This is a genomic window from Citrobacter sp. Cf118, from assembly GCF_030334095.1.
GTDB classification, from domain to species: domain Bacteria; phylum Pseudomonadota; class Gammaproteobacteria; order Enterobacterales; family Enterobacteriaceae; genus Citrobacter; species Citrobacter freundii.
The window spans coordinates 219,843-245,269 of the sequence record NZ_JAOWES010000086.1; the positions used below are offsets into that span (position 1 = coordinate 219,843).

13 protein-coding genes and 1 other RNA gene are annotated in these 25,427 nt (G+C 52.0%); 5 read left to right on the top strand and 9 right to left on the bottom strand.

What is annotated here, in order from left to right; translation table 11 throughout:
• Positions 1–180 precede the first annotated feature (180 nt).
• Positions 181–1,932 carry a hypothetical protein gene (locus OGX67_RS15070; protein WP_212474804.1) on the bottom strand — a complete coding sequence of 584 codons (1,752 nt, stop codon included), beginning with the start codon at positions 1,930–1,932 and terminating at the stop codon, positions 181–183.
• Between the two features lie 98 nt (positions 1,933–2,030).
• Between OGX67_RS15070 and OGX67_RS15075 the strand changes: the two genes are divergently transcribed.
• The 3 genes from OGX67_RS15075 (at position 2,031) to OGX67_RS15085 (ending at position 4,764) form a co-directional block, all read left to right on the top strand.
• A complete protein-coding gene (locus tag OGX67_RS15075) occupies positions 2,031–2,252 on the top strand; it encodes an AlpA family phage regulatory protein (RefSeq protein ID WP_196588624.1) in 222 nt (73 codons plus the stop codon).
• 29 nt (positions 2,253–2,281) lie between these two features.
• Positions 2,282–3,790 carry a DUF3987 domain-containing protein gene (locus tag OGX67_RS15080; protein WP_196588625.1) on the top strand — a complete coding sequence of 503 codons (1,509 nt, stop codon included), beginning with the start codon at positions 2,282–2,284 and terminating at the stop codon, positions 3,788–3,790.
• 296 nt (positions 3,791–4,086) lie between these two features.
• Entirely contained in the window at positions 4,087–4,764 is a 678-nt protein-coding gene (locus tag OGX67_RS15085) for an inovirus Gp2 family protein (protein ID WP_286526742.1), read from the top strand.
• An 88-nt stretch (positions 4,765–4,852) separates the two neighbouring features.
• Here OGX67_RS15085 and OGX67_RS15090 read toward each other — a convergent pair whose 3' ends face one another.
• The 8 genes from OGX67_RS15090 to smpB form a co-directional block, all read right to left on the bottom strand.
• On the bottom strand, positions 4,853–5,326 hold the full coding sequence (locus OGX67_RS15090; protein WP_047461866.1) for a hypothetical protein: 474 nt from the start codon (positions 5,324–5,326) through the stop codon (positions 4,853–4,855).
• A 200-nt stretch (positions 5,327–5,526) separates the two neighbouring features.
• Positions 5,527–6,768, bottom strand: a complete 1,242-nt coding sequence (locus OGX67_RS15095) for an integrase (protein WP_196588627.1) — start codon at positions 6,766–6,768, stop codon at positions 5,527–5,529.
• Between the two features lie 202 nt (positions 6,769–6,970).
• Positions 6,971–7,334: a transfer-messenger RNA gene (gene ssrA / locus OGX67_RS15100) on the bottom strand.
• A gap of 72 nt (positions 7,335–7,406) precedes the next feature.
• Entirely contained in the window at positions 7,407–8,570 is a 1,164-nt protein-coding gene (locus OGX67_RS15105; protein ID WP_087879443.1) for a beta-barrel domain-containing protein, read from the bottom strand.
• 7 nt (positions 8,571–8,577) lie between these two features.
• A complete protein-coding gene (locus OGX67_RS15110) occupies positions 8,578–10,764 on the bottom strand; it encodes a type I secretion system permease/ATPase (RefSeq protein ID WP_213169428.1) in 2,187 nt (728 codons plus the stop codon).
• Positions 10,761–12,170, bottom strand: a complete 1,410-nt coding sequence (locus tag OGX67_RS15115; RefSeq protein ID WP_003845860.1) for a TolC family outer membrane protein — start codon at positions 12,168–12,170, stop codon at positions 10,761–10,763. Before OGX67_RS15115 ends, OGX67_RS15110 begins: the two co-directional genes overlap by 4 nt.
• Before the next feature lie 100 nt (positions 12,171–12,270).
• Positions 12,271–23,472 (bottom strand): BapA/Bap/LapF family large adhesin, encoded by an 11,202-nt coding sequence (locus OGX67_RS15120; RefSeq protein ID WP_257651571.1) that lies wholly within the window; start codon positions 23,470–23,472, stop codon positions 12,271–12,273.
• A 582-nt stretch (positions 23,473–24,054) separates the two neighbouring features.
• Complete coding sequence (smpB, locus tag OGX67_RS15125; protein WP_003031211.1) at positions 24,055–24,537, bottom strand: SsrA-binding protein SmpB; 483 nt, start codon at positions 24,535–24,537, stop codon at positions 24,055–24,057.
• Positions 24,538–24,691: 154 nt separating this feature from the next.
• Here smpB and ratA point away from each other — a divergent pair, with 154 nt between their 5' ends.
• Together ratA and OGX67_RS15135 are read left to right on the top strand one after the other, a co-directional pair.
• Positions 24,692–25,135 (top strand): type II toxin-antitoxin system toxin RatA, encoded by a 444-nt coding sequence (ratA, locus tag OGX67_RS15130; RefSeq protein ID WP_003031213.1) that lies wholly within the window; start codon positions 24,692–24,694, stop codon positions 25,133–25,135.
• Positions 25,119–25,415 carry an RnfH family protein gene (locus tag OGX67_RS15135; RefSeq protein WP_003839823.1) on the top strand — a complete coding sequence of 99 codons (297 nt, stop codon included), beginning with the start codon at positions 25,119–25,121 and terminating at the stop codon, positions 25,413–25,415. Before ratA ends, OGX67_RS15135 begins: the two co-directional genes overlap by 17 nt.
• Positions 25,416–25,427 lie beyond the last annotated feature (12 nt).

A 25,427-nucleotide genomic window follows, 5' to 3' on the forward strand; every position in this document is an offset into this window, starting at 1 on the left:
TGAAATATGATCGATCCGTGAGCTGAAATAAATAACATACTCATCTATCTCTGACCCCTGCTACAGCTGCTACACGTAGCAGCTGTAGCAGGGGAAACATAAAGCGTTATTTACTTTTTCTGACTGAACCAGTACTTCTCTGTTGACGTATGGATACGTTTCCCTTTTCCATAATTTTCCCTATCTACGTTTTTCTGATGCAATTCTCAAAGCCTCACATACCTTTTCCCGAAGACGTTTTGGCTTCTCTGTTACTCCGGCAAATATCCTAATGTGTCCTAGTTCTTCTCCAGGGCATCTCAAATAACTAATAAAAACATTGATGCTACTCAGGAAATTATAAAGTGTGCATTTATCAAGTACGCCAACCAGGTTTTCATTCAATTCGCGAGCTGTTAGTGTTTTATTTTTTACTATAAACCCGGCCAGTTCATTACTATCAATACTATCACCTGTTTCGCAAACCAGGGCATTTAGCTTACCCAGCGCAAATTCTATTTCATTAAGAAGCCCGAATATAGATTGCGGACAGACATCAGACGGTGAATCCTCAGATAAGTAACTTACCTTTCTTATCATGTGGTTGTACATTTTTATTGCACGCATGATCGTCATGTTATCTGCAGATAGTACAACATTACTATCAGTTTCTCCTGTAGTTACAGGTATAAACTCAGTAAGGGTACCTTGATTACTCAAAGTACTGTTTATCGCGGATAGTAATGTTTTGTTTCTTATTTTTTTTCTTTCCAGTTTTACTTTTAATGCCATTTTGATAACTGAAAAGGCTGAAGGCAGATAACCAATAGGTAAGCTATCTAATGGGATTTTGTTTACAAGACAGAAGGCTTCGTATATTTTATTTTGACTGAGAAAAGTGATGATTTGCAAAAGTTGGGAGTAAGGCTTTAGTACATCTGAGTTAGTGGCGGCATTGAGACTGGATTCCATTTCGGCTAAATCCCACTTAGTGTATTTGTTGCCTTCACTAATGTTGAAAATAAGCCATTTTAATTCGTGAACGTAGCGATACGGTTTCTCCTCTATCATTACCGAAATCGGTCGGACTGCTTCGTTATAAAATGGGAGTGTAATATAGTGTAATAGTCGTTCATCATACCCTTTGGAATAAAGATATCGACATAGAATGCCAAAGCTAGTGTTGTAATTAACGCCATTGCTCACCGTTTGTCGGTAATGCATGGATATTGCTGTGACAGCAGAGGTCTTGCGTTCAAATGCAAGTAACACGTTAAGTGAAAGATAAGCTTTTTCAATTTTATTTAAATTCAGAAAATTGAGTTTGATGTTCTTTTCAGAGATGTAACTTTCATCATACTCTAAACGGCAATCTTTTATTATTCTCTTTATAGTCGCTTCCTTCTGTCCACTACTTGCTTTAATGTCATTAATGAAACTAATTAGTGATGCCAGATGATCCGTGTAGTGAAACTCAAGTGTGCGAATATATTCTCGAAGATATGCCTTTACTCCTGAATAAATCTTTCTTTTATCAGCGCTTCCGTGTGGGCAGTGTATGCTGATTAAAAAACGATGAATATGGTAATAGAAATGCATTTCATCATCGGGGGGAAGAGAATTATAGACGTCTAATGCTACTATGGGAGGCAATGCGATCTGAAGGTATCGCTTTGTGATTTGGCTATTATTTAGATGAGAAAAGACCGGAATATGCATTAGCGCGTTATATAGTTGCTCGTATTTGTAAAAAACTTCGCGTCTTTCTTCGAGGCTGAAGACTTCATTGCTGTCAATTATTCTTATTAAATCGTTATAGCCTTGATCAAAAAAATTCTGATGAAAGGAAAAACTGCTGTTTCCACGCACTTCACGCCGTTCGTCATCTTTTTCAAACAGGCCAAAGCACTGGTAAAGACGATACATCATATCAGCAAAAGCATGAGTCCCCACGTTCCCTCCGGTTGGTTTCCGTTTTTTGACGGGGACAGTATCTCAGATGGTGTGAGAAAGTCGAATCCAGCTAAAGAGGTCCAACAGGAGAAGTGAAAATGCCGAACACTAGTGAACAAAAAGCACACCCGCTGCGCATCCTGCGCATGACTGAGCTGACCATGATGCTTGGGATATCTCGCTCAAGCATCTACGAAAAACTGAATCCAAAATCCAAGTATTACGATGCCGAGTTTCCTAAACCGGTCCGACTAGGGGCCGCATCCGTAGGATGGCGATCTACTGCTATTGACGAGTGGATCGCTTCCCGAACCGTTTAATTTTTTGCAAAAAAATAAAGGATGATGCAATGAGAAATAAAAACAAAATTAATCATGAGCTTAACCTGAAATTTGACATTCTGCCACGTCATATCAGGCATTGGGCTTCGCATTTGCAATACATAACTGGAGTGGCTATTGAGATAATCATTGTTACGTTATTAGCCTTTTTAGGGCTGGCCTGTCAGGATTTGTACTGTGTTCAGTTAAAGAACAAGCAGCGATCCCTTCTGGCCTTATACCTGTTGCTGCTTTCAAGATCTGGCAGTGGAAAATCAACAATATTCAGATTGTTGAAGGCCCCCTTTGCACAACAAGAGCGGGAGTTTGAAGATGCTTATCGTGCTGAGCTTAAAGCATTTGAGCGAATAAATATTCTTTGGGAGGCAGAGTTTAAAGTACTAAAAAGGCTTTATAAAAAGTCTCTGAGCAAGGGGGAAGATACTACCGAAACGAGTAAGAAAATTGAAGAATGTATTGGCCGACAACCGAAAGCGCCAGTAAGAAAGGTCATTATCACAACGAATCCGACAAGCGAAGCGCTCGCAAAATCAATTGGGCTGGGGTATCAAAATAAGGCGCTTTTTAATGACGAGGCAACCGCAGTGTTCAAGGGGAGTGTGTTCAACAATCCCGCGCTTCTCAATACATACTGGTGTGGAGACAAAGTTACAATAGACAGGGCTGCCACTGAAAGCTTTGTTATTGAAAATTATGTATTTTCATTTTTTTTAGCGATGCAGCCTCAACCATATGACAATACCAGCAGACAGAAAAAAGCAAACATGAGAGAGACTGGATTGCAGGCACGTACACAGATGATAGACATGGAGCAGATTACTGAACCGTGCATCATCAATGGTCATTACACTCATAGCGAGGCGGTGCTTTCTGAATTGTACTCAGTGATAACGCGGCATATAAAAGCGGGGGTGAAGCGAAGAGAAAATGGTGATGAACTAATAACACTTACTCTGGCCCCGGATGCCCAGGAACTGCTGGATAAAACATCGTTAAGTTTGCAGCAAAAGATGAAACCTGGAGGTTCCTTGTATCACTACGATGATGTAGGTGCCCGGATTATCGAGCAGGGACTCAGAATGGCAGGCATTTTTCAGGTTTCTGGTGAACCCGGTTCGACAATAATAACAGAGGAAAATTTGTTATCAGCTTTGAATTTGATGGATTGGTTTGTCAATCATGCAATCGCAAAAATTGATTCTACAAGAGAGCTTAGTGATGAAGAGAAAATATTATTCTGGATGGAATCGCAACTTGTCGAAAATGGTTCCTACGATTTCAGAAGAAATGACATTATCAAAAAGGGTCCAAGATCCATAAGATGCTCTGAGCGGCTTATGCCAGCATTGGAAAAGCTTGAATCAAAAGGAATGGTGCAGCTATTCGAAGAGGCAGGTATCAATTATGTCAAATTTATCGGTTCAACAATGAACCCTGTCGAACTGGCAGCGAGGACCAACACGCCAATACACCAGACTGGCTCGCTGACACTGAGTAAGTTAGCTCGACCAGAATAACTTCAGAGTTATTTTGATTTTATATCAGCTAGTTAGATATATTTTTTACCCAAGCATACTGCGGCTTCCCTCATCACCACGTAGTTGCCTTGGGCACCTAGAAAGGTCCGGTATATGTAATATATATCTGCATTGTATAGGTATCTATATCAATCATGAATAAGCATATAAAACATAGTAGAACATGTCAGTAGTCAAGGTGAGTCTACTGTAAAAGGGCATCGTAACCTTAGCTTAAACCATCCCACAATAACCTGGGTAGTTATCGGCTACCCATTACTCAGTGAACTCATATTATGAAATCACCGTATAAATTAACTGAAAAGCAGTTTAAGTTCCTGCAACAGGAAGCAGCGGAAAAATATAACTCCCTTATATCAAGCTATATGCTCCGTAGAGCATATGACGTGACATCTAATTTTTCAGAGAAACATGACCGGATGTTCACGTTACGGGCCGACTTTCGGTTTGCTCAGTCCCATGTGCCTGGAGAGCCAGATATGCCGATATGCTTTCAGAAAGATGATGAGAAAGCCATTACTCGGGCTATAGAATCCCTGAAAAGCCAGCTACGGGAAGAGCACAAGCGCTCTGGCAGGGCTGGTGAGCCTACACCACTCGGCTATATCTGGGCCAGGGAACGTGTTACCGGGGAACGCCCTCACTACCATCTGGTTCTGCTATTCAACAAAGACGTTTATGGTTATCTGGGAGATTATACAAAGCCTGACGCTGATAATATGGGGACCCGTATTCAGAAAGCTTGGTGCAGTGCGATAGGGCTAAGTTATCCTTACTATGCCAGTCGGGTTGAATTCCCGAAAAATCACAGCGGCTGGTTCACCCGGCAGGATGCGTTAACGTTAAGCCCCGATTATTACGACTTCCTGCTACGTGTTGCTTACCTGGCAAAAACGTACAGTAAAGATTCCCATGACGGCTATCGTAACTTTGGCACTAGCCAGTTAATATGACGGCAGCTGAGAGGCCTTTAGAGCTTATGATGCAGACTTGCCGATAAAAGCGCAGGTCTGCATCTATTTCTTGATTCTATTTCCACCATCACCTGACAAGCTGGCGATAATCACATTCCATCTCATCGATGAAATCATCACCGATTGTCGGAAAGCCATAGCTCAAATGCTCTTTCCCTTTAATTTCAAATAAATTATAGAGATAGCTATCCTTTTGGTTAGCGACGTGAACAGGCATAAAGGGCCTGTTTCTTACGATATTTTCGTTTAGTTTACTGGCGTTGATGATGTTGTATTGATCTCCGGTGATATCAATAACGTAATCTTCCACTTCCAGCCAGAAGTGAGTTATTGCGCCATTTTTACCGGTGACTCCAGTGACCCCTTTCAATTCCAGTTCGGGCCATAATTGCAGAAAGTGGAAGGAAAGTAACATTGAGCAAAGCTTGCAACTCATTACCGGGAAGCCGTGAGGTACAAGGTAGGTTGTTGACGGATCACATGTTTCGAGTATCTTTCGAAACCTATTCGCCTCTTCACGTGCAGTCTCAATGGTAAACAATATTATCCCCCTGATTTAGCATACGAGTGTTTATAAGCATACGTACCAATGGCAGGCTCCTTAGGATTTATTCTGCGTAGTATGAGTCAATGCTGTCCGGTCGAATCATACGTGAAGCCTAGGGAGTTAGACTTTATATAACAGGATTGCGCCATTACCGCACACTCCTGTTTTTCGCTTGTGTGGATTAAGAATTGGTCTTATCCAGTTAGCTTTAATGTTGTTAATTCAACGTCAGTGAGACTGCCACTATCTGCCTTTTTCACAAAGTAAGCCCACCACTGCATCATCGGACGACGTTGCTCAAGGTAATCACTGCGGTTGTAAGCGCGACGTACCTCATTTTTGTCCACATGAGCCAGTGCTGCTTCAATGACATCAGGCGGAAATCCTTTCTCATTGAGTGCCGTACTGGCGATAGAACGTAAGCCGTGTGAAACGAGTACGCCTCCTAAGCCAGCACGCTTCAGTGCGGCATTAACTGTTTGGCTGTTCATTGGCTGGGTTGGTTTGATGCGACTGGGAAAGATAAATTCTCGGCCACCACTGAGTGACTTCATCATTTCCAGAATAGAGAGAGCCTCATCGGATAGTGGAACCGTATGGTCCCGGTTCATCTTCATTCGAGCTGCAGGAATTTTCCATTCGCTAGCATTGAAATCGATCTCATCCCATCGAGCCTCAGCAGCTTCGGCAGGGCGGGTAATGGTGAGAAGCTGCCACATGAACAAGCACCGCGTTGACACACTGATACTTGCTGTACGCATTGTTTGCATTAACTGTGGAAGCTGATCCGGACGGATACTTGGCATGTTTTTCTTTTGCGGTTTCTCGAACGCTTTTCCGATATTTACACTGGGAACTGCATCAATCAGGCCTGTGTTCTGCGCATAAATCATGACTTCGTTAATACGCTGACAAAGGCGTCGGACTGTCTCTAATGCACCTCTGGCCTGGACCGGCTGCACTGCTTTAACCAGAGTATGAGCCTTAATCTCAGTGACACTGATATCACCGATTGCTGGAAAAATATCTCTCTCAAGTGAGCGCCAGATATCGTCGGCATAGTCTTCTGTTACGCTGGCTTTCTTCACATTCCACCAACGCTGGGCAACTAGCAAGAAAGTGTTGGTTTTAGCCTCTTGAGAATTTCTTACCTGTTCTTTCTGATGTTCCTGAGGATCAATGTCTTTCGCCAACAAAACTCGAGATTCAGCTCTGAGTTTACGCGCATCAGAAAGGGAGACAGCAGGGTAGGCTCCGAAGCTTTGCTTGGTTCGCTGTTTTGTCAGAGGTCGATAGTAACGGAACTGCCAGAGCTTACTACCGCTGGACTTGATTAGCAGAGTAAGCCCGTCACCATCATACAGCTGGTAATCGGCATCTTTAGGTTTGGCGGCTTTGATTTCCGTATCGGTTAACGGCTTGGTTTTTCTTGCCATGGGAGTCTCCATGCGTTTAGGCCCAACGAAAACAATAGAGCTTTTCGTTGGGCCTATCAATGGGCCTAAAAGGTTCGGATTTAATTAGTTATCTTCGGACTTCGCGGGACAAATTGAGGGCACAAAAAAGCCCGCAGGGCTTGTGCCGTGCGGGCTCTTAGGACTTCATCGGATGACTCTGGTAATCACCGATGGAAAATTTTGGTGGAGCTGGCGGGAGTTGAACCCGCGTCCGAAATTCCTACATCCTCGGTACTACATGCTTAGTCAGTCTTTACATTCGCCTGGCACCTGCGGACAGACACGCCACTACCAGACTAGCCTGATTAGATTTAACGCTTCAACCCCAGGCAGGGCATCCACGCGATCTCTTTTGGATTTGACCTCTCTTTGATCCCCGTCTTAAGAGCGGAAGCTAGGGAGAGAGGGCTCAGAGCAGGTTATTAAGCTGCTAAAGCGTAGTTTTCGTCGTTTGCGACTATTTTTTTGCGGCTTTTTACGAGGCCAACCGCCCCTCGGCATGCACCTTGGGTTTCGCGAATCCCGTCGAATCCAGAATCAGCCCCAATGTGTTAGGACAAGTATAACAGACTTGTGACACGCGTGACCAGCCCCCGCAACCCCTAATCCTCAAGGATTTAGCGCTCACGCAGCGCTTCTTTTGCGCGATTAAACGGTTTGATTAAATAGTCGACGATGGTTTTTTCACCTGTTTTTATATCCACTGTGGCAATCATGCCCGGTACGATGGAGAAATGGCGTCCCAGTTTGTTCTGTAAGAAGTCCTGATGGGTGCGGATAAACACGCGGTAATAGAAGATTTCCGGTTTCACTTTATCCTGAATGGTGTCCGGTGAGATGGTTTCGACTACGCCTTCCAGACCGCCGTAAATGGCGTAGTCATAGGCGGTTATCTTCACCAGCGCCCGCTGGCCAGGATGGATGAACGCGATATCACGCGGCGACAGGCGGGTTTCGATCAGCAGATGATCGTCCAGCGGCACAATCTCCATCATCTCGCCGTTGGGCGGAATAACGCCGCCAATGGTGGTGACCTGGATATTTTTCACAATACCACGCATCGGCGCGCGTACGGTCAGGCGGGTGACGGAATCCTCGCGTCCTTTTAAAATAGCCGCCAGCATATCCACTTCGGCGTTGGCTTTTGACAGCGCTTCCCGCGCCTGCACGAAATATTGCGAGCGCAGGTCGGTGATTTTTAATCCCAGATCGCTTTTTTGGCGTTGCAGGCGCAGCACTTCTACGTGGCTGGCGGCACCGCTTTTCTCCAGTCGCTGAGTAATGACCAATTCTTTATTTACCGAGACCAGCGCATCCTGCAGTTCCGCCATTGAATCCGCAAGCTGCGCGCGGCGGCTTTTATACAGGCGAGTTTCGGAGGCGATGAGATCCGGCCAGGCGCGCAGCGAATCGGGAAAGACCAGCGGTAGATCGTTAACTTCGGCATTGAGCCTTGCGCTGGAGGCCAGTGAGGCGCGATAACGGGCGGCGCTCTCCCCAACGTTGGACTCTGAACGGGTGGGGTCGAGGCGAGCAACAATTTGATTAGCCTGGACTTTATCTCCCTCGCGGACCGTCAGTTCGGCGAGAATACCGCCATCCAGTGATTGCAAGACTTGCTCTCGCGAGCTGGGGATCACTTTCCCGCTGCCGGTTGAGACTTCATCCAGCTTGCCGAAATATGCCCAGATACCCAGGACGGCAAACAGCAGCGTGCTGAGCAGAATAATGCGGCTGGCCCCGGAAAAACGGTGCTCGCGGCGGATATCGAGGTCGTCCATGGCGGCATCATGCGGATTGGTTTTCATTTTTCCACTCCCGACCGTGAGTTGGGGCAGGTGCCCGGCTCGCATTCAACGCCTGCGCTTTCGGGGCATCCATGACCAGTTGACCTTCTTTCAACACCACCACACGCTCGACCAGTTCCAGAACCGGTACGCGATGGGTGGCGACAATCAATGTGCGGTTACCCAACCACTGGTTGAGGCGCTGAATAAACTCCCGCTCGGTATGTTCATCCAGCGAGGCGCTGGGTTCATCGAGCAGCACGATATTGGGCGATCGCAGCAGCATTCTAGCCAGCAGGATCGACTGCCGTTGTCCACCGGACAAACCGTTGCCGCCTTCCATAATGGGATGCGCCAGCCCTTTGGCGAGCTGTTTAACGAAAGCAGCCGCGCCGCTGACCTCCAGCGCTTCGAAGATCTGCGCGTCGCTGGCGTGCGGTGCGCCGAGGGTCAGGTTCTCGCGTAGGGTGCCGAAAAACAGTCGCGCATTCTGGCTGAGAAAACCGATATTGCGGCGTAAATCGGCCATATCAATTTGCGCCAGACTCAGGTTATCGAGCCGGACATCGCCCTGGATAATCTCCACGCCGCCGGCCATGGCCTGTAGCAGCGTTGATTTTCCGGCACCGTTACGCCCGAGGATCGCCACCCGTTCGCCGGGCATGACTTCCAGACGCGTGATCCGCAGTGGAACGCGCTGATCGTCGCTGTGGTAGCGAAAGTGTGCGTTTTCAAAAAGATAATGGCCGTGAAAAATCTCCTGATGCACCCGGTCTTCGTCGTACTGCGTTTCGGTGGGAAGCTGCATGATGCTGTCTAATCCCATCTTCGCCGCCTTAACCTGTTGCCAGCGGGCCAGCACGCCGCACAGATTAGCCATCGGGGCAATCATTCTGGAACCGAGCATTGAAGCCGCCACCACGGCGCCGGTGGTCATCGTGCCTTCAATGACCATCGGCGCGCCAAACATAATGATGGCGGCGTAGACCAGGCTTTGTACCGACATGCCCCAGCCAATCAGCCCTTGAGTCAGCTTACGCGTGCGTAGCCCTGACTCTCCGGTAATACGGATATAGCTGTTCCACTGCTGTAAAAAGCGGTTTTCCGCCTGCATCAGCTTGATGTCTTCCAGCCCCTGGACGCTTTCGACCAGCACCGCGTTGCGCAGGGTGGATTCATGGGCAGCCTGGTTGGCGAGCACCGCCAGCTTCTTCTGTAACAGCAAGCCAGGCAGGATCATCAGCAGGGCCGCGACGGGGGCAATCCACGCCAGCGGCGGGGCGATAAATGCCAGCACCACGATAAACAGAAAGAAAAACGGCAGATCGACAATGGTCGACATGGTCGAAGAGGTGATCATCTCGCGAACTTGTTCCAGCTCGCGCAGTTGAGAAATAAAGCTCCCCGTCGAGCGGGGGACGGCGCTGTTGCGCAGCCGCAATGCGTGGCTAAACACGCGATCGGAAATGCGCATATCGGCGCGTTTGCCAAGCAGATCCATTATGTGGGTACGCGCTTCGCGCAGCAAAAAGCCAAACAGCACCGCCACCAGAACACCGGTAGAGAGAACATACAGCGTTGGATAAGACTGGGCGGGGATCACCCGGTCATAGACCTGCATGGAAAAGATAATCCCGGCGAGCGACAGGACGTTAATCAGAAAGGCGGCAATCATGACCGGCAGGTAAGGGCGGATGTCCTTTAACACCAGTTCGCGCATCCAGTCGGGCTTGAAGCGCGAAATATAGCGGTCTACCCGACTGTCCTTCAGCGCCGACAGCGGGCGCAGCGCGGTAATGCTCACGATCTCCGGCAGAAGTTCTGCAATCGTTAACCTGTTACGCTGGCCCTCTTCGGCGATGATGAAAACATCTAACGTATCTTCGCCGTTGAAATGTTCTATTACCATCAGTTGGCCGTCGCGCAGTTCCGCCACCACTGGCAGGCGCCATTGACCGAACGCCTGCGCGGCGGTATTCAGCGCATGAAATGACAGTCCCGCCTGACGCGCCAGTTGCGACAGGGCCGTGGCCCGGCTTTTTCCCGCAAACCATGGGGCGTTGGCCTGGATTGCGCCAGGAGAACAGGCCACGCGATAGTGATTGGCAATATGCGTCATCGCCTGCGCCCACTGGCTCAGGGCGTGTTCGCCAATTACATCATCCGCATGTGAATCGAGGTTGCTCATAGCTTGATCTCCACCGATTGAATGCTGCGATTATTTAAGGCGAACGCCTGGCGAAGCGAGCCGGTGTTATAGAGACAGTTCAACTGGAGCTGGCGCAGCTGGTTTTGAGTCTGGAGTTCAGCAAAACGGGCCTGATACACCTCTTGCTCGGCGTTAAGCACGTCGAGCAGCGGGCGCGAGCCAAGGTCAAGATATTGCTGTTGATAAAGCTCGCGCGTTTGTTCGCTCAGCCGCTGTTGGCGACGTAGAATTTGCAGGGCGGTGGCGAGGCTCATCGCCTGGCTGCGGGACTCCAGTAATTTCTGCCGTACTTCGAGTCGGGTGCGCTGGATGGAGTATTGTGCAGATTCTACCGCATGGCTGGCGGCGTTGCGTCTGGCGGTGAGTCCGCCTCCCTGATACAGCGGCATCTCAACTTTTACCCATGCAGAATACTGGGTTTTGTCGAGTACCTCATGGCTGGGGTATTTGTCGTTGAGATAGTGCTGAACCGACGGTTCCAGAGAGATGGTGGGCGTCATCTGCGCGTTGGCGTAGTCGAGATTTGCCTGCGCTACATTCGCTTGTGCCCAGGCCGCCAGGACCGCGGGAACCAGTTTATCGTCCGGTTTGACCACATCACAACTGCTGTCCAGTTTGACCGGGAATTCATTGCTGATGCCGTTAAGCGAGTTCCAGCCGAGGAAGCTCATCAGCGTTGCCTTGCTGCTGTCGAGATTGGCCTGATACTGCGCCAACTGAGAACGTGCAGACTCGATACGCGCATCGGTTTGCACCACGTCTGACAGCGAGGTTGCCCCTTCATCATTGCGTTGACGGGTCAGTCGACCAATGCCGTTTAAGGCGGTGAGCTGCTCTTCGGCGGCGTCCACCATTTGCTGCCACGTCTGCACCTGGACTATCGCGTTGGCGGTGGCGTGGGCGATGGTATCAATACTGAGTAACACATTCGCCTGCTGTTGTGCGGCTCCGGCGGTCTCGGCGCGGACCTGGCTTGCCACTTTGCCGAAGTCGTACAGCATTTGCGATACCGAAATCACCAGCGCCGGGCTAAAGCCGTGGTCGGTGTAGGTATTGCTGTAACCGTTGTTCATTCCGGCAGAAACCTGCGGGTAATATTTTGACTTCGCCACGTCGATTTGCTCGTTTTGTGAGAGCAGTTTGCCGATGGATTCACGAATAGAAGGATGCCAGCTCACGGCACGACTCACCGCGTCGTTGAGCGTCAGGCTACCGGGAGCGGCAGCGCTCAGCGGCAGATCGGCAACCGCGCCGTCAAGCGAGGGAAGCATCTGGCTAGTGGCCAGTCCTTCCGGCGTAATAATTTGCGGTTCATCTTCGGCATTCACCCGCAGGGTACAGAGCGTTAATGCCAGCAGTAAGGCAACAGGCGCGACATTTCTCATAGATTATCCCTTACAAAATACGGCAGCGACGACTGTTATTGCCCCGGATGTCATCGCATCCGGGGCTGTAGTTATGGCGCTTTAACGCTATATGTTCACTTCAGGGCACAATGTGATTTTGTTGTACCAGCTCGTCGAGCGTGGTGTGTACGTTCTCCAGCGTGATGAGATTGGTTGAGTGATAAGTGTTGCCCGTACCGTCACGGTCGATGGCAATAACCGTGTTGTTACCGCTGGTGGTAACGGTGAGGTAGTTGCCGAGCGTCGCGTTCTGCCCGTTCCAGCCCACCAGCAGGTCACCGATATCGATTTTGTCACCCTGGGCCAGCGAGAAGTTGGTCCAGGTGTCCGCTGTTCCGTTACCGCCGGTAGCGTCGTTGGCATTGAGCAGGTGATAAATCAGCGTATCGCCGTAGGCGCTGCCAGTCAGGCGATCGGCATCGACGGTACTCACCACTTGCGGATTCATATTGATGGTCAGCGTAGCGGTATCGGTATGGCCATTCAGGTCGTTAAGGGTGTAGGTAAATGTCTCTTTGGTGACGATGGTGGAGAGCGAGACATCGCTGTTGAGGGCATAGGTGTAATGACCATCAATGCCAATGGTCAGTTTGCCGTACAACCCGTTAATGATGGCGCTGGTCGTGCTGCTCAGCGGATCCAGCGTGGCGGCGCTGCCGCCCGTGCCATTCACCGTTAGCAAGGTATGCACGCTGGCAATATGGTCTCCGTCATAAATATTGCCGGTGACGCTATTCGCTGTGGAAGTCTCGAAGTTTTGCAGGTCGATTATCGTGCCTTTCACGCTGGGGGTGATGGTGATATTCCCCAGCCCCAGAGCCCCGACGCTGCCGGTATAGTCGAGGCGATAGTTGCCGGGGTGCAGTACTACCCCGCTGAGGGCAATATCAATATTGCCGCCAATCAGCAATCCGCCATTGAATGAGTTACCGGCAATCTTGACGTTGTTGCTGTCATACAGCGCCCAGGTGACGGTCAGTCCGCCCAGCGTCAGACCTGAAGCGACGTTAAAATGCAGTATGGCGTTTTGCACCGCCGTTCCCGTCGCGACTTCAATGACGCCAGTACCATTTTGTGAGGTGGGTGAAAGGAGTTGGGCGCTCCAGCTGGCGTTGCCAACGCTGTTGTCGGTAAACGACCTGGATGTATCGGCCTGGGTGGTGACCGCCATCTGGCTGCTGATGTCGTTTACGGCATCCAGCGCCTGTGGGGTTGCCGTAATGTTCAGCGACGCGCTGCCGGTATCGCCGTTTGGTGCTTTGACCTTATACACGAAGCTGTCCGGCGTATTGATACCGTCTGCGCCCAGTCCGCTTCTCAGCGTGTAGGTGTAGTTCCCTTTCGCATCAATAGTCAGCGTGCCGTACTGTCCGTTAATGGTGGTAGTGCCCGTTGTGTTAACGGTGACACCGTTAACTTCGGTGATAACGGTATTAGCCGGAGCCGAGTCGTTGGCCAGCAGATTTCCATTGGTTGCTGCACTCAGACTGTCGACGGCGTAGGTGTGATCGGCCTGAATATTCAGGGTATAGCTGGTCAACAGCGTCAGGCCGCCGGAAGCGTTAAGCAGGAACAGATAGTCACCGCCCGGCAGCGTAATGGTATACGCCGATGAACTGCCGCCCAGCAGGGCGGTGACCCAGTTCGGCTGTACCCGGTACTGCTCATACTGCTGAATAGACTCGTTGAAGCGGTAGACATAGAGATCAAAGCCGCCCAGCGTTACGCCAAGTACGTTGGCCTGAACCGTGATCGTTCGTGTCGCGCCGTCATCAACATTGAATTTAATCGGATTGGTCAAACCGTTGACCAGGCTGACATCCAACAATTGTCCCAAACCAACGCTGGCGAGCGTGAAGCCGGTTTGTTGTGATGGATGGTTGTCGACTGCGATGACCTGCGTCCCGTAAGTCAGCGCAGCCACATCGTCTGCCGCCGTTACCGTGCTGGTGGTTGGGGCCTGACCCAGCGTGACCACCAGTTTTGCCGAGGAGTGATCGCTGCCATGCGTTAGCGTGTAGGTGAAGCTTTCGGAACGTCCATACACTGAGATTGACGTATTGGTCAGAGTATAGGTGTAGCTACCATTCTGATTGATATGCAGGGTGCCGTATTTTCCCTGTATATCAATGCCGCCCGCCGGGATGTTCACCACGTTGCCGTTACCGTCAGTGATGGTGGTGACCAGCGTGCCGGAAGGGGCGTTATCCTGCCCATTGGCGGGATCGGTATCGGTGATGATATTGCCAGACTCGGTAGTACCACCGGTGATGGTCCCTGCGCTGGCTTTTACCACCGAGACATCAAGGCTGGTGTATGCCCCTGTCGCCAGTAGGTTGGTGTTGTAGCTGACCACGCGGTAATCCCCGCCAGTCAGTCCGCTGTAATTGAGCGTTACGCCCGAGGCGCCCAGGGTGAGCAGGCTGGCAAAGTCTGGTTTCCCGGTATCCACCACCGTTACCCAGGCATTCAGCCCGGTGTCAAAGCGCTGGATGACGACTTCAAGCGTGTTTAATAGCGACAGCACCACGCCGGTCGCTGCGGCATTGATCGTAATGGATCCGCTGCCGCCAGAAGCGATGCTGAAATTGACGCTTGCTGTATCGTTCCCCAGCACGTTGGCGACATTTCCCAGCGCATTGACCAACAGGAAACCATAATCGCTTTGATGCTCGGTGCTGACGGTGACATCGGTTTGTAGAGGCAGACTGGTGACATTGTCTTCAGCCAGCAGCGGCAATACCGGCGCGATAGCGCTTGTTGGCAATGAGGTATTTCCCGCCGCATCGGTCGCCGTGGCGGACAGCGACTGCCCCTCAATCTGGCGAACCGGCAGGTTGACGCTGTAGACACCGCTGCTGTTGGCGATTGCCGTCACGCTGGTGCCGCCGGGCAGAGAGATGGTAACCGTGCTTCCCGCTTCGGCGACGCCGCTGATGGTACCGCCATCGGCGCTGATCAGTATCGTTGGTGCGGTCGGCGGCGTGGTATCCACAATCACGCTGAACGAGCCGGACACCCCGCTTACGCCGTTGGCGTTTGTTGCCGTGGCGGTAAACGTGTGGTTACCTTCGCTGAGCGCGCCGGATGGGGTAAAGTTCCAGAGCCCGTTACTATCTGCGGTCGTACTACCCATGAGTACGCCGTTGTTGTACAGATTGATGATGGCGTTAGCCTGCGCCGTTCCGCTAAGGGCTGGACGGGTATCATTGGTGGTTTTACCTGCCGCGACCAGACCTGTAATTGTGCCCACGTCGTCAAATACGCTGGCAATAACCGGCGCAGGCGGTACGCCAGTAAACGGTGCCAGCACGTTACCCGCTGTGCCGATGTTGCCTGCGGCATCCTGTGCGCTGACCAGCAGCGTTTGCCCACTGATTTGCGGTGGGCTCAGCGTGAAGGTGAAATTACCGGAGGCGTTGGCTGTTGCGGTACCAAGTACGGTTCCGCTGCTGGAGGTGATGATCACCGTACTGTTCGCTTCGGCAACGCCGGTCAACGTGGTGCCGTTGGCGTTGACCGCCAGACCGGTTGGAATACCCGGTGCGACGGTATCGACCACAATTGCGGAGGCAGACGATAGCCCGCTGGTATTACCTGCGGTGTCTGTTGCTGTGATGGTGAAGGAATGCGTCCCCTGACCCAACGCCGTAGGTGGCGTGTAATTCCAGCTGCCGCTGCCGTCCGCCGTTACGCTGGTTACAAAGGTGCCGTTATCATAAATATCGACCCGAGCGTTGGCTTCCGTGGTGCCGTTTAACGTTGGGCGTGCGTCGTTGGTTGGCTGATTATTGCCAATCACCCCGGTGTTTGGTCCGACATCGTCAATAATGCTGCTGATTGAAGGCTGCGTTGGTGCCGTGGTGTCGACCACTACGCTAAAGCCTGCCGTTGCGCCGCTGGTGTTGCCCGCCGCATCGGTGGCGGTGACGGTGAAGGTGTGCGATCCATTCGCCAGCGGCGTGGTTGGGGTAAACGTCCAGCTGTTATTACTATGTACCAGCGCCGTGCCCAGCAGGGTGCTGCCGTCATAGATGCTGACGGTGCTGCCTGCTTCGGCGGTACCGTTGAGCGTTGGTCGGGCATCGTTAGTCAGTTGCCCGTTGCTAAGTCCCGCGTTGAACACACCGCCTGCGACGTCATCCACCACCGAGGTCAGGAGCGGCGCTGACGGCGCGATCGTGTCAACGTTGATAATAAATTCGCTTGAGGTGGGGCTGACGTTCCCGGCGGCATCCGTGGCAATGGCGGTAAAGACATGCGGGCCGTTGCCCAGTGTGGCAGGCAGATATTCCCAGGTGCCATCTATTGCCGCTGTCACCGTCGCCAGCAGCGTGCCATTATCGTAGATGGCTACCCGGGCACCGGCTTCCGCCGAGCCGTTCAGTACGGGGCGAGTATCATTGGTGTAAGCGCCGTTCGACAGCGTTCCGGTTCCCGGCACCACGTCATCAAAAGCCTGGATAATCGTTGGCGCAAGCGGGGCAACAGTATCAACAACGATGTTAAATCCAGCGGACGTTGAGCTAACGTTTCCGGCTGCGTCGGTTGCTGTCACCGTCAGCGTGTGGTTGCCGTTGCTCAGCGCTGTTCCCGGCGTGAAAATCCATGCACCGCCCCCGTCTGCCGAAACGGTATCGATCAGCGTGCCGTTGTCGTAAATTTTAACCGTTGAATTGGCCTCTGCCGTGCCGCTGAGGGTAGGGCGCGCATCGTTTGTCGCCTGGCCGTTGTTCAGATTTCCGGTCAGCGGGCCGACATCATCGGTGACCTGAGTTATGAGCGGTGCGTTCGGCGATACGGAATCAACCGTGAGCGTAAAGCCGTTGGAGGCAGGGCTGGTATTGCCCGCGCTGTCGGTGGCGGTGACGGTCAGCGTATGCGTACCGTTACCCAGCGCATCTGTTGGGGTAAAACTCCAGGTGCCGCCAGCGCCGACGGTGGTGGTGCCAATCGGCAAGCCGTCACTCAGAACGGTGATGGTTGCGCCAACTTCACCGCTGCCGCTCAGTGCCGGGCGGGTTTCGTTCGTCGTCTGACCGTTACCGATCGGCCCGGTGGTGGGAGCAGTGTTGTCTTGCACCGTACTGATGACCGGCGCTACGGGAGCAATAGAATCCAGTTCGAGGGTAAAGGATGAAGAGGCTCCCCCGGTGTTACCGGCCTGGTCAGTAGCCACCGCAGTAAAGACATGCTGACCCTGGCCTAGTGCGCTTCCCGGTGTAAAGGTCCAGTTGCCTGAGCCATCTACTTGCGCAGTACCGATGTCGACACCTTTATCTTTAATGGTGATGATGGCACCCACTTCCCCTGTGCCGTTCAGCGTAGGCTGCGCGTCGTTGGTCAGTTGCCCGTTTGCCAGCGATGTATTGCCTGGCTGATCGTCAATGACTGAGGTGATGACCGGGGCTGCGGGCGGTAGCGTATCGACGACCAGTGTGAACGGTGGTGTCGCAGGGCTGATGTTACCTGCGCCATCCGTGACGGTTGCAGTCAGCGAGTGGCTGCCTTCACTGAGCGCAGGAGCTGGCGTAAAGCTCCAGTTGCCACTTCCGTCGCTGATCGCCGTGCCGATCACCGCGCCATTATCGCGAATAGTGACCACAGAGTCCGCTTCAGTGACGCCAGCAAGCGTCGGGGTGTTATCGTTGGTTGACTGTCCGGACGTCAGGTTTTGAATGGTGCCAACGTTGTCTGTGACTGTGACAATGGTGGGGGCATTCGGAATTAAAGTATCAACAATGATCAGAAAATCAGCGGAGGCATCGCCTTGGTTGCCAGCAGCATCGGTTGCGCGAGCGGTAAAGAGGTGATTGCCTTCTCCCAGCGCGTCTGTCGGGGTAAAGCTCCAGAATCCGTTGCTGTTTACTGTGGTTGTGGCATAAGCGATACCGTTATCGTAGAGGGTGATGGTTGCTCCCGCTTCGCCGGTTCCGTTTAAGGTCGGGCGTGAGTCATTGGTAATTTGTCCTTTATCCAGCGGCCCACTGCCGGGCGAAACGTCATCGATAATGCTGGTGATGAGCGGTGCCAGCGGCGCGGTGGTGTCGATGGTAATGGCATAATTGGGTGACTGCCCGCTGGGTATTGAGTTGACGGTTTGTGACACTGCGAAGTTATAGGTTGTGCCGTTAGTTAGCGGGGTGAGCAACTGATAACTCCAGGCGCCGGAAACCGCATCGGCGGTGACCGTGGCGATAGACGCGCCATTTTGATAGATAGTCACTGTAGCCCCAGCCGTGGCGGTTCCTTGCAACAACGGTAAGGTATCGTTAGTGGTTTTACCGCTGCCGATTTCGCCCATGCCGGGGGCTACGTCATCCACGATCTCAAGAGTTGGCGGATGTGGAACGCTGGAGGTGGCAGCGGTAAACGGGGTGGGATTGCTCTGGTTACCCGCGGGATCCTGGGCGATGGCATTCAGTGCCTGACCAGCCGTTTGCGCTGGTGAAATCGTGATGACGTAATTTCCTGAACCGTCTGCGATCCCCTGACCGAGAACCGTTGTTCCGCTGCGAATAATGACGGTGCTGCCTTCTTCGGCCGTACCACTAACCTGTGTGCCATCAGGGTTAACGCTAGTAACAATTGGGTCGCCGGGAGGCAGCGTATCAATCTTCAATATCACCGGATTGCCTGCCGCCAGCACGTTACCCGCGGCATCTTTGGCACCGAACGTTAGCGTATGGGTGGCATTTGGTGTCAGAGGAACATCCACACTCCAGGTGCCGTTCGCGGCAACGGTGGCCGTGGCAATTGCAACAGGATTGCCACCCTCATAAATGAGCACGGTACTGCCCGGCGTGCCGGTCCCGCTTATCGTCGGGGTGGTATCGTCCGTCACGCTGTTGTTGGTCAGTGAGCCGGTAATGATCCCGACGTTATCCTGAATATCCGTTACCTGCGGCTGGGTCAGCGTTGTGGTGTTAACCGTAAACGAGACGCTGTTTGAGCTGCCGCTGGTATTACCTGCCGGATCGGTGGCGGTGGCGGTCAGCGTGTAGCTGCCGTTTGCCAGTGCCGTTCCGGGAGTAATACTCCAGACGCCGCCAACGACCGTTGTGGTGCCGATCACCGTACTGCCGTTGTACAAGGTGATGGTATCACCGTCTGTGCCGGTTCCGCGAATAGTCGGGGTTGTGTCGTCGGTTACCGCGTTGGGGGCGAGGTCGCCCTGGAAACCGCCGACGTTATCATTGGCGGCGATAATAACCGGAGGAGCAGATGGCGTAGTGTCGATTTCCAGGTTAGTCGCCACTGATGGCTGGCTAACGTTGCCAGCCGGATCGGTTGCGGTGACGGTTATCTGGTAACTGCCTGGGGCGACAGGGGCGGGTGGCGTAAAGCTCCAGGTGCCGTCTGCGCCAACCGTTGCCGTACCTTGCAATGGCGGAGTACCGCTAAGATAAATGGTAATCAGATCGCCGGCGCTTCCCGTACCGCTAAAGGTTGGCGTGGTATCGTTGGTGATACCGTTAGTGACGATCCCCGTGATCGGATTGGCGTCGTCAGTGATGGTTGGTGGTTCGGGTTTCACTGGTGGTAGATTATCCACCGTCAGCGTAAAGCCAGCGGATGGGATCCCCACGTTGCCTGCTACGTCAGTCGCCGTGGCGGTGAATTTGTGCGGGCCATCCAGAAGCGGAGTGTCTGGGATAAATGTCCAGGTCCCATTTGGCTGTACGAGGGCGCTGCCAATCGGGGCGCTATTATCATAAATAGTAATAGTCGCACCCGGTTCACCGGTTCCCGACAGTGTGGGTTCGGCGCTTTTCGTGCTGCCACCGTTAATCAGCGTTTGTGTGCTGCTGCCAACCAGGCCTTCCGCCGATGAGATGACAGGGGCGGCGGGTGGGGTGGTATCGATGGTCAGCGTGAAGTTCCCGGCGCTGCTGGCGTTACCCGCCGCGTCGGTTGCGATAGCCGACAGCGCATGTGGACCTTCACTCAGCGGTTGAGTGACCTGGAAACTCCAGGTGCCCCCGGCCAGGACCGTGGTGGTGCCTATTGGCGTGGCGCCATCATAGATAGTGATGGTGGAGTCGACGGTCCCGGTTCCCTTCAGCAGCGGCAGGGTATCGTTTGAACGGCTGCCGGTGGGCAGATCGGTTGGTGCATTCCCGACGTCGTCCGTGGCGCTCACAATAACGGGCGCTGCGGGTGCCAGGGTATCAACGGTCACGATGACAGGATTGGGGGAAGTGACGACGTTCCCGGCGGCATCCGTTGCGGTCACCGTAAAACGGTGAGTGCCTTCGGCGAGGGCCTCATCGGTTGTAACGTTATGGCTCCAGGTGCCTGTTCTGTCGATAAAAAAGACTGCCATTTGCAGACCATTATCATACAGCGTCACCAGCGAACCGGGTTCACCGGTTCCTGAGATTGTTGGCGTTTTGTCGTTGGTGAATCCGTTGTTCGCGACGTTGCCGGTGATGCTGCCAACGTCATCGTAGATAAGCGTAATAACCGGTACGCTGGGGGCGATGCTGTCGACAATGATTTTCCAACTGGCGGCGGTGCTGGTGTTATTAGCGGCATCGGTTGCCGTCACTGTAAATACGTGTGCCCCCTGGCCCAATGCCGAGGTGGGCGTATAGTTCCAGTCACCGTTGATATCAGCGGTAATGGTCGTAAGCAGAGTTCCGTTATCGTAAATTTTGACCTGAGAGCCGGCCTCTGCTTTGCCCTCAATTTTCGGTTTATCGTCGTTGGTTAACCCATTGTTATTGATGGGGCCTGTGATATCGGCGACGTCATCAGTAACGGCAATGATAACGGGTTGGTTTGGCGCGGTGAGATCCGGGGCAACAGCTGAAGTTGGCAGGCTTTCGTTACCAGTGCTGTCCGTTGCGGTGACGTTTACTGTTTCATTGTTGATTTTCGACGGGGTGATCTGGACGGTGAAATTGCCGCCGCTGTCAGCCTGACCCACGCCAATAGGAGCCCCGTTGCTGTCTTTGACGGTGATGGTACTTCCGGCTTCGGCGTGACCGCTAACCGCTCCACCATTTCCTGCAACTGTGACGCCTGTCGGCGCATCAGGTGCGGTGGTGTCCGGTGCGTTGACAGAGGCGTCGTCGCCCTTGTTGCCTGCGGTGTCGGTCGCATTTGCCGTAAGGGTCTCGCCGTTGGTTTGTGGCGGAACCAACGTTGCGGTGAAATCCCCATTTGTATCGGCAGTTGCTGTTCCAATGATATTGCCATCCGGATCCAGAATATTGACCGTACTGTTGGGTTCGGCCTTGCCGGTGACCTGGTCTCCAGTGCCATTAACTAGCAGGTTTGTTGGGGGCTGTGGCGCGGTAATGTCTGGTGCAAGCGCAGTTTCTGGCAGGCTTGGGTTTCCTGCCGGATCGGTTGCGATGGCTTCAATGGTTTCGCCATTGGTCTGTGGTGGGTTAATGGTGATGGTAAATGAGCCATCCGGCCCGGCGACTCCGCTGCCGATCTGAGTTCCGCTACTGCTGGTGATAACTACGGTATTGCCTGGCTCGGTCGTTCCGGTGACGACAGTCCCATCCGCAGATACGTTGAGATCATCAGGTGGCGACGGTGGTTGGGTGTCGATGTTGATATTGAACGCTGGTGACATGCCTCCTGTACCTGACTGGTTTGTCGCGGTGGCGGTGAAGGCGTGTAACTCATCTGATAACGGGGAGCTGGAAGTCCATGTCCAGTTACCGTTACCGTCAGCCAGTACGCTGACGATAATTGTGCCGTTGTCGTAAATAGTCACTGTGCTGTTGGCATCGGCAGTGCCAGAGAGCGTGGGGGTATTATCGTTGGTGGCCTGATTGTTGCTCAATGGCCCGGTTGATGGGGAGAAGTCATCCATCACGCTGACGATAACCGGTACGCCAGGATAGCCCGAGTTCGTCGCATTGAATGGGGTATCTGGCCCGATGTTACCGGCCTGGTCCTGAATCTTCGCGATTAGCGCTTCACCGTGCGTCTGTGAAGGTGAAATCGTGATGACGAAATTGCCGGTTTGGCCGACCGCTATTGAACCCAGAACCTGATTATTGCTACCGATGATCATCACCAGGCTTCCAGCCTCAGCACTACCGGTTACCTCAGTGCCTTCCGGATTAACGGAGGAAATGACCGCGCCTTCAGGCGGGGTAGTATCGACGGTGAATGTAGGTACGCTCGTTTCCGAGCTCACGTTACCCGCATCGTCAGTTTGCGTCAGCGTCAGATTGTGAACACCGTCGCTAAGCGGTGTGTCCGGTGTAAACGTCCAGTTGCCATTGCCATCCACCTGGACCATACCAATCAGAATGCCGTTATCAGAAATGCTGATGTAAGAACCGGCTTCGCCAGTGCCTGTGAGCGTTGGCGTGGCATCGTCGGTTACGCCGTTAATACCGATCAAGCCTTTAATGGAACCGGAATCGTCAGTTACTTCTGTGACCACTGGGGCGTCGGGGGCAAGCGTATCGACAATAATCTCCCAACTGTCTGACATGCCGCTGCTGCCTGTACCGTCTGATGCACTGACGGTAAACTTGTGGGTACCGTCTGCGAGTGGAGAGGATGGCGTAAACGACCAGTTGCCGTTGGCATCGATAGCGACTTGGCCGATTTCTACGCCGTTATCAAAAATATGCAATGTAGCATTTGCGGGGCCGGTACCCTGGAGAGTGGGCGTATTATCGTTGGTGGATTCCTGCTGATTAACAGGACCAGTAATTAGCTCCTGGTCATCGATTACACTGGTAATAATCGGCACATCTGGTGCGTTAGGTGTTGTCGTTGGCGGATCGCCACCATCGCCATCGTCATTACCGTTTCCACCACCATCGCCGTTACTGTTGCCATTACCGCTTCCGGCGTTGTTATCGCTCCCACCGCCGCCACCTCCACCGCCGCCACCTGCGGCAAGGCCAATTCCGCCAGCAACCGCGATCCCGCCAAGAACCCACGGCCAGACGGCGCCGCCTTCATGGCTTCCCTCGGCAGTCATTAGCGGAGTGAGATCGTCTAAATGCTGGAAGTGGAACGCTCCATCAGTATCCTGAACCCACCACAGCGCGCCATTGCTGTCTTCCAGAACAAGCTGGTTTTGCGCATCACCTTTTCCGACGTAGAAGTTTTTAATGGTGATGGTTTCACCCGAGTGGAGTGTGACAACCAGATCCTGATTAACGCGTGTTAGTTGACTTACCTCCTCACGCGACACCGACAGTTTCACGATAGAAGGCGAACTGAGCGTAACTTCAGAGGATTCAACATTTGTGGAAACGCCAGTTAATTTTGATACAACGGCGAGTAGACGCATATGTTCACTCCTGATGGCATGTCGGGAGTATTAATCCGCAACAGCGCGCTGGGAAAATGAGCAGACAGGGGCCCCGTTCATCATAAAGATGAATTTACACATGTAATTACATTGATTAGGTCATGCAGGTGTTCGTTTACTTAGTAAATACGTTCGGGACCTGCCGACTGAATAGTTCTTTCGTATTAGATGATATAGTCAGAAAGAAAGTATTCTGCAACTTATCCATATTAAAAATATATTTGTCTAATTGAAAAGGATACTTTCCGGTGCGTATTTAATGATTTGTTTTTTGTTAACTTATTGTATTTTAATGCTTTTTATTTAAATTGAAATGTGGGGGATATAATAAACAACAGTAATAATAGTGTTATAAAATAAATCTAAATATAGGCAATATGGTCTTGAAGTTTTATTTTATTAGACTATGGGTCGCTACGGTAATGCCATGGGAGTTTATTTCATACCTGAACGATTCAGCACAAATAAACCATAAATTTGATGAATGTATTGGGTGGGTTTCAATAACTAAAAAATAAGAACCAGTCTCAGGGTGAGAGACTGGTCACAGAGGAGTAGCGTTTAGCGACCAGCATTTTTCATAATGCGCGCTTTATCTAACTGCCATTCGCGTTCTTTCACATCGGAGCGCTTGTCGTGCTGTTTCTTACCTTTTGCGACGCCAATTTTCACTTTGCACCAGGCATTTTTCCAGTACAGTGAAAGCGCAACGACGGTATAACCGTCACGATTCATACGACCATACAGGGAGTCGAGTTCACGCTGGTTTAACAACAGCTTACGGGTACGGGTGGGATCACATACCACATGCGTTGAGGCAACAGCCATTGGCGTGAAGTTGGCGCCAAACAGGAACGCTTCGCCGTCTTTAAGGATGACATAGCTATCGCCGATGTTAGCTTTACCTGCGCGCAGAGATTTGACTTCCCAACCTTGCAGAGCGAGTCCTGCTTCGAACTCTTCTTCAATAAAGTATTCGTGTCGTGCGCGCTTGTTAAGCGCGATTGTGGCTGAGCCAGGTTTGTGTGCTTTTTTCTTCGTCATAATGCCGCTCAGTATAGGTAATCTGGAATCGAAAAACACCCCATTTCATCCAGCGGGGCGCAAGGCGCTATCTTAGCACGAGTTAGGCTATAGCGTTTTTTTTAGCGGGGGATAAATGGTATTATTTGTGTGATTGATATTGATGGAAATTGTTATGCCTCAGATTAGCCGGACCGCTTTAGTACCTTACAGTGCGGAACAGATGTATCAGCTAGTGAATGATGTTAAATCCTATCCCCAGTTTTTACCGGGTTGCACCGGTAGCCGTGTGCTGGAGTCAACTCCGGGACAGATGACCGCGGCTGTGGATGTCTCGAAAGCAGGGATTAGCAAAACGTTCACCACGCGCAATCAATTGACCAGTAACCAGAGCATCCTGATGCATCTGGTCGACGGCCCGTTCAAGAAACTCATTGGCGGATGGAAGTTTACGCCACTGAGTCATGAAGCATGTCGTATTGAATTTCATCTCGATTTTGAGTTTACCAATAAGTTAATCGAGCTGGCGTTTGGTCGTATCTTTAAAGAACTGGCTTCAAACATGGTGCAGGCCTTCACGGTTCGCGCGAAAGAGGTTTACAGTGTCAGCGTCGGCTAAAATTGTCGTTGAAGTGGCGTATGCGCTGCCCGAGAAACAGTATCTACAGCGTGTAACGCTGCAACAGGGTGCTACGGTGGAAGAGGCTATCCGCGCTTCCGGGCTGCTGGAATTACGTACCGATATCGATCTCAGCAAAAATAAAGTCGGGATATACAGCCGTCCGGTAAAGCTTGCTGATGTTCTGCATGACGGCGATCGGGTGGAAATATACCGGCCACTGATTGCTGATCCGAAAGAGCTGCGCAGACAGCGAGCAGAGAAATCCGCTAAAAAATAGCAGACAATAAAA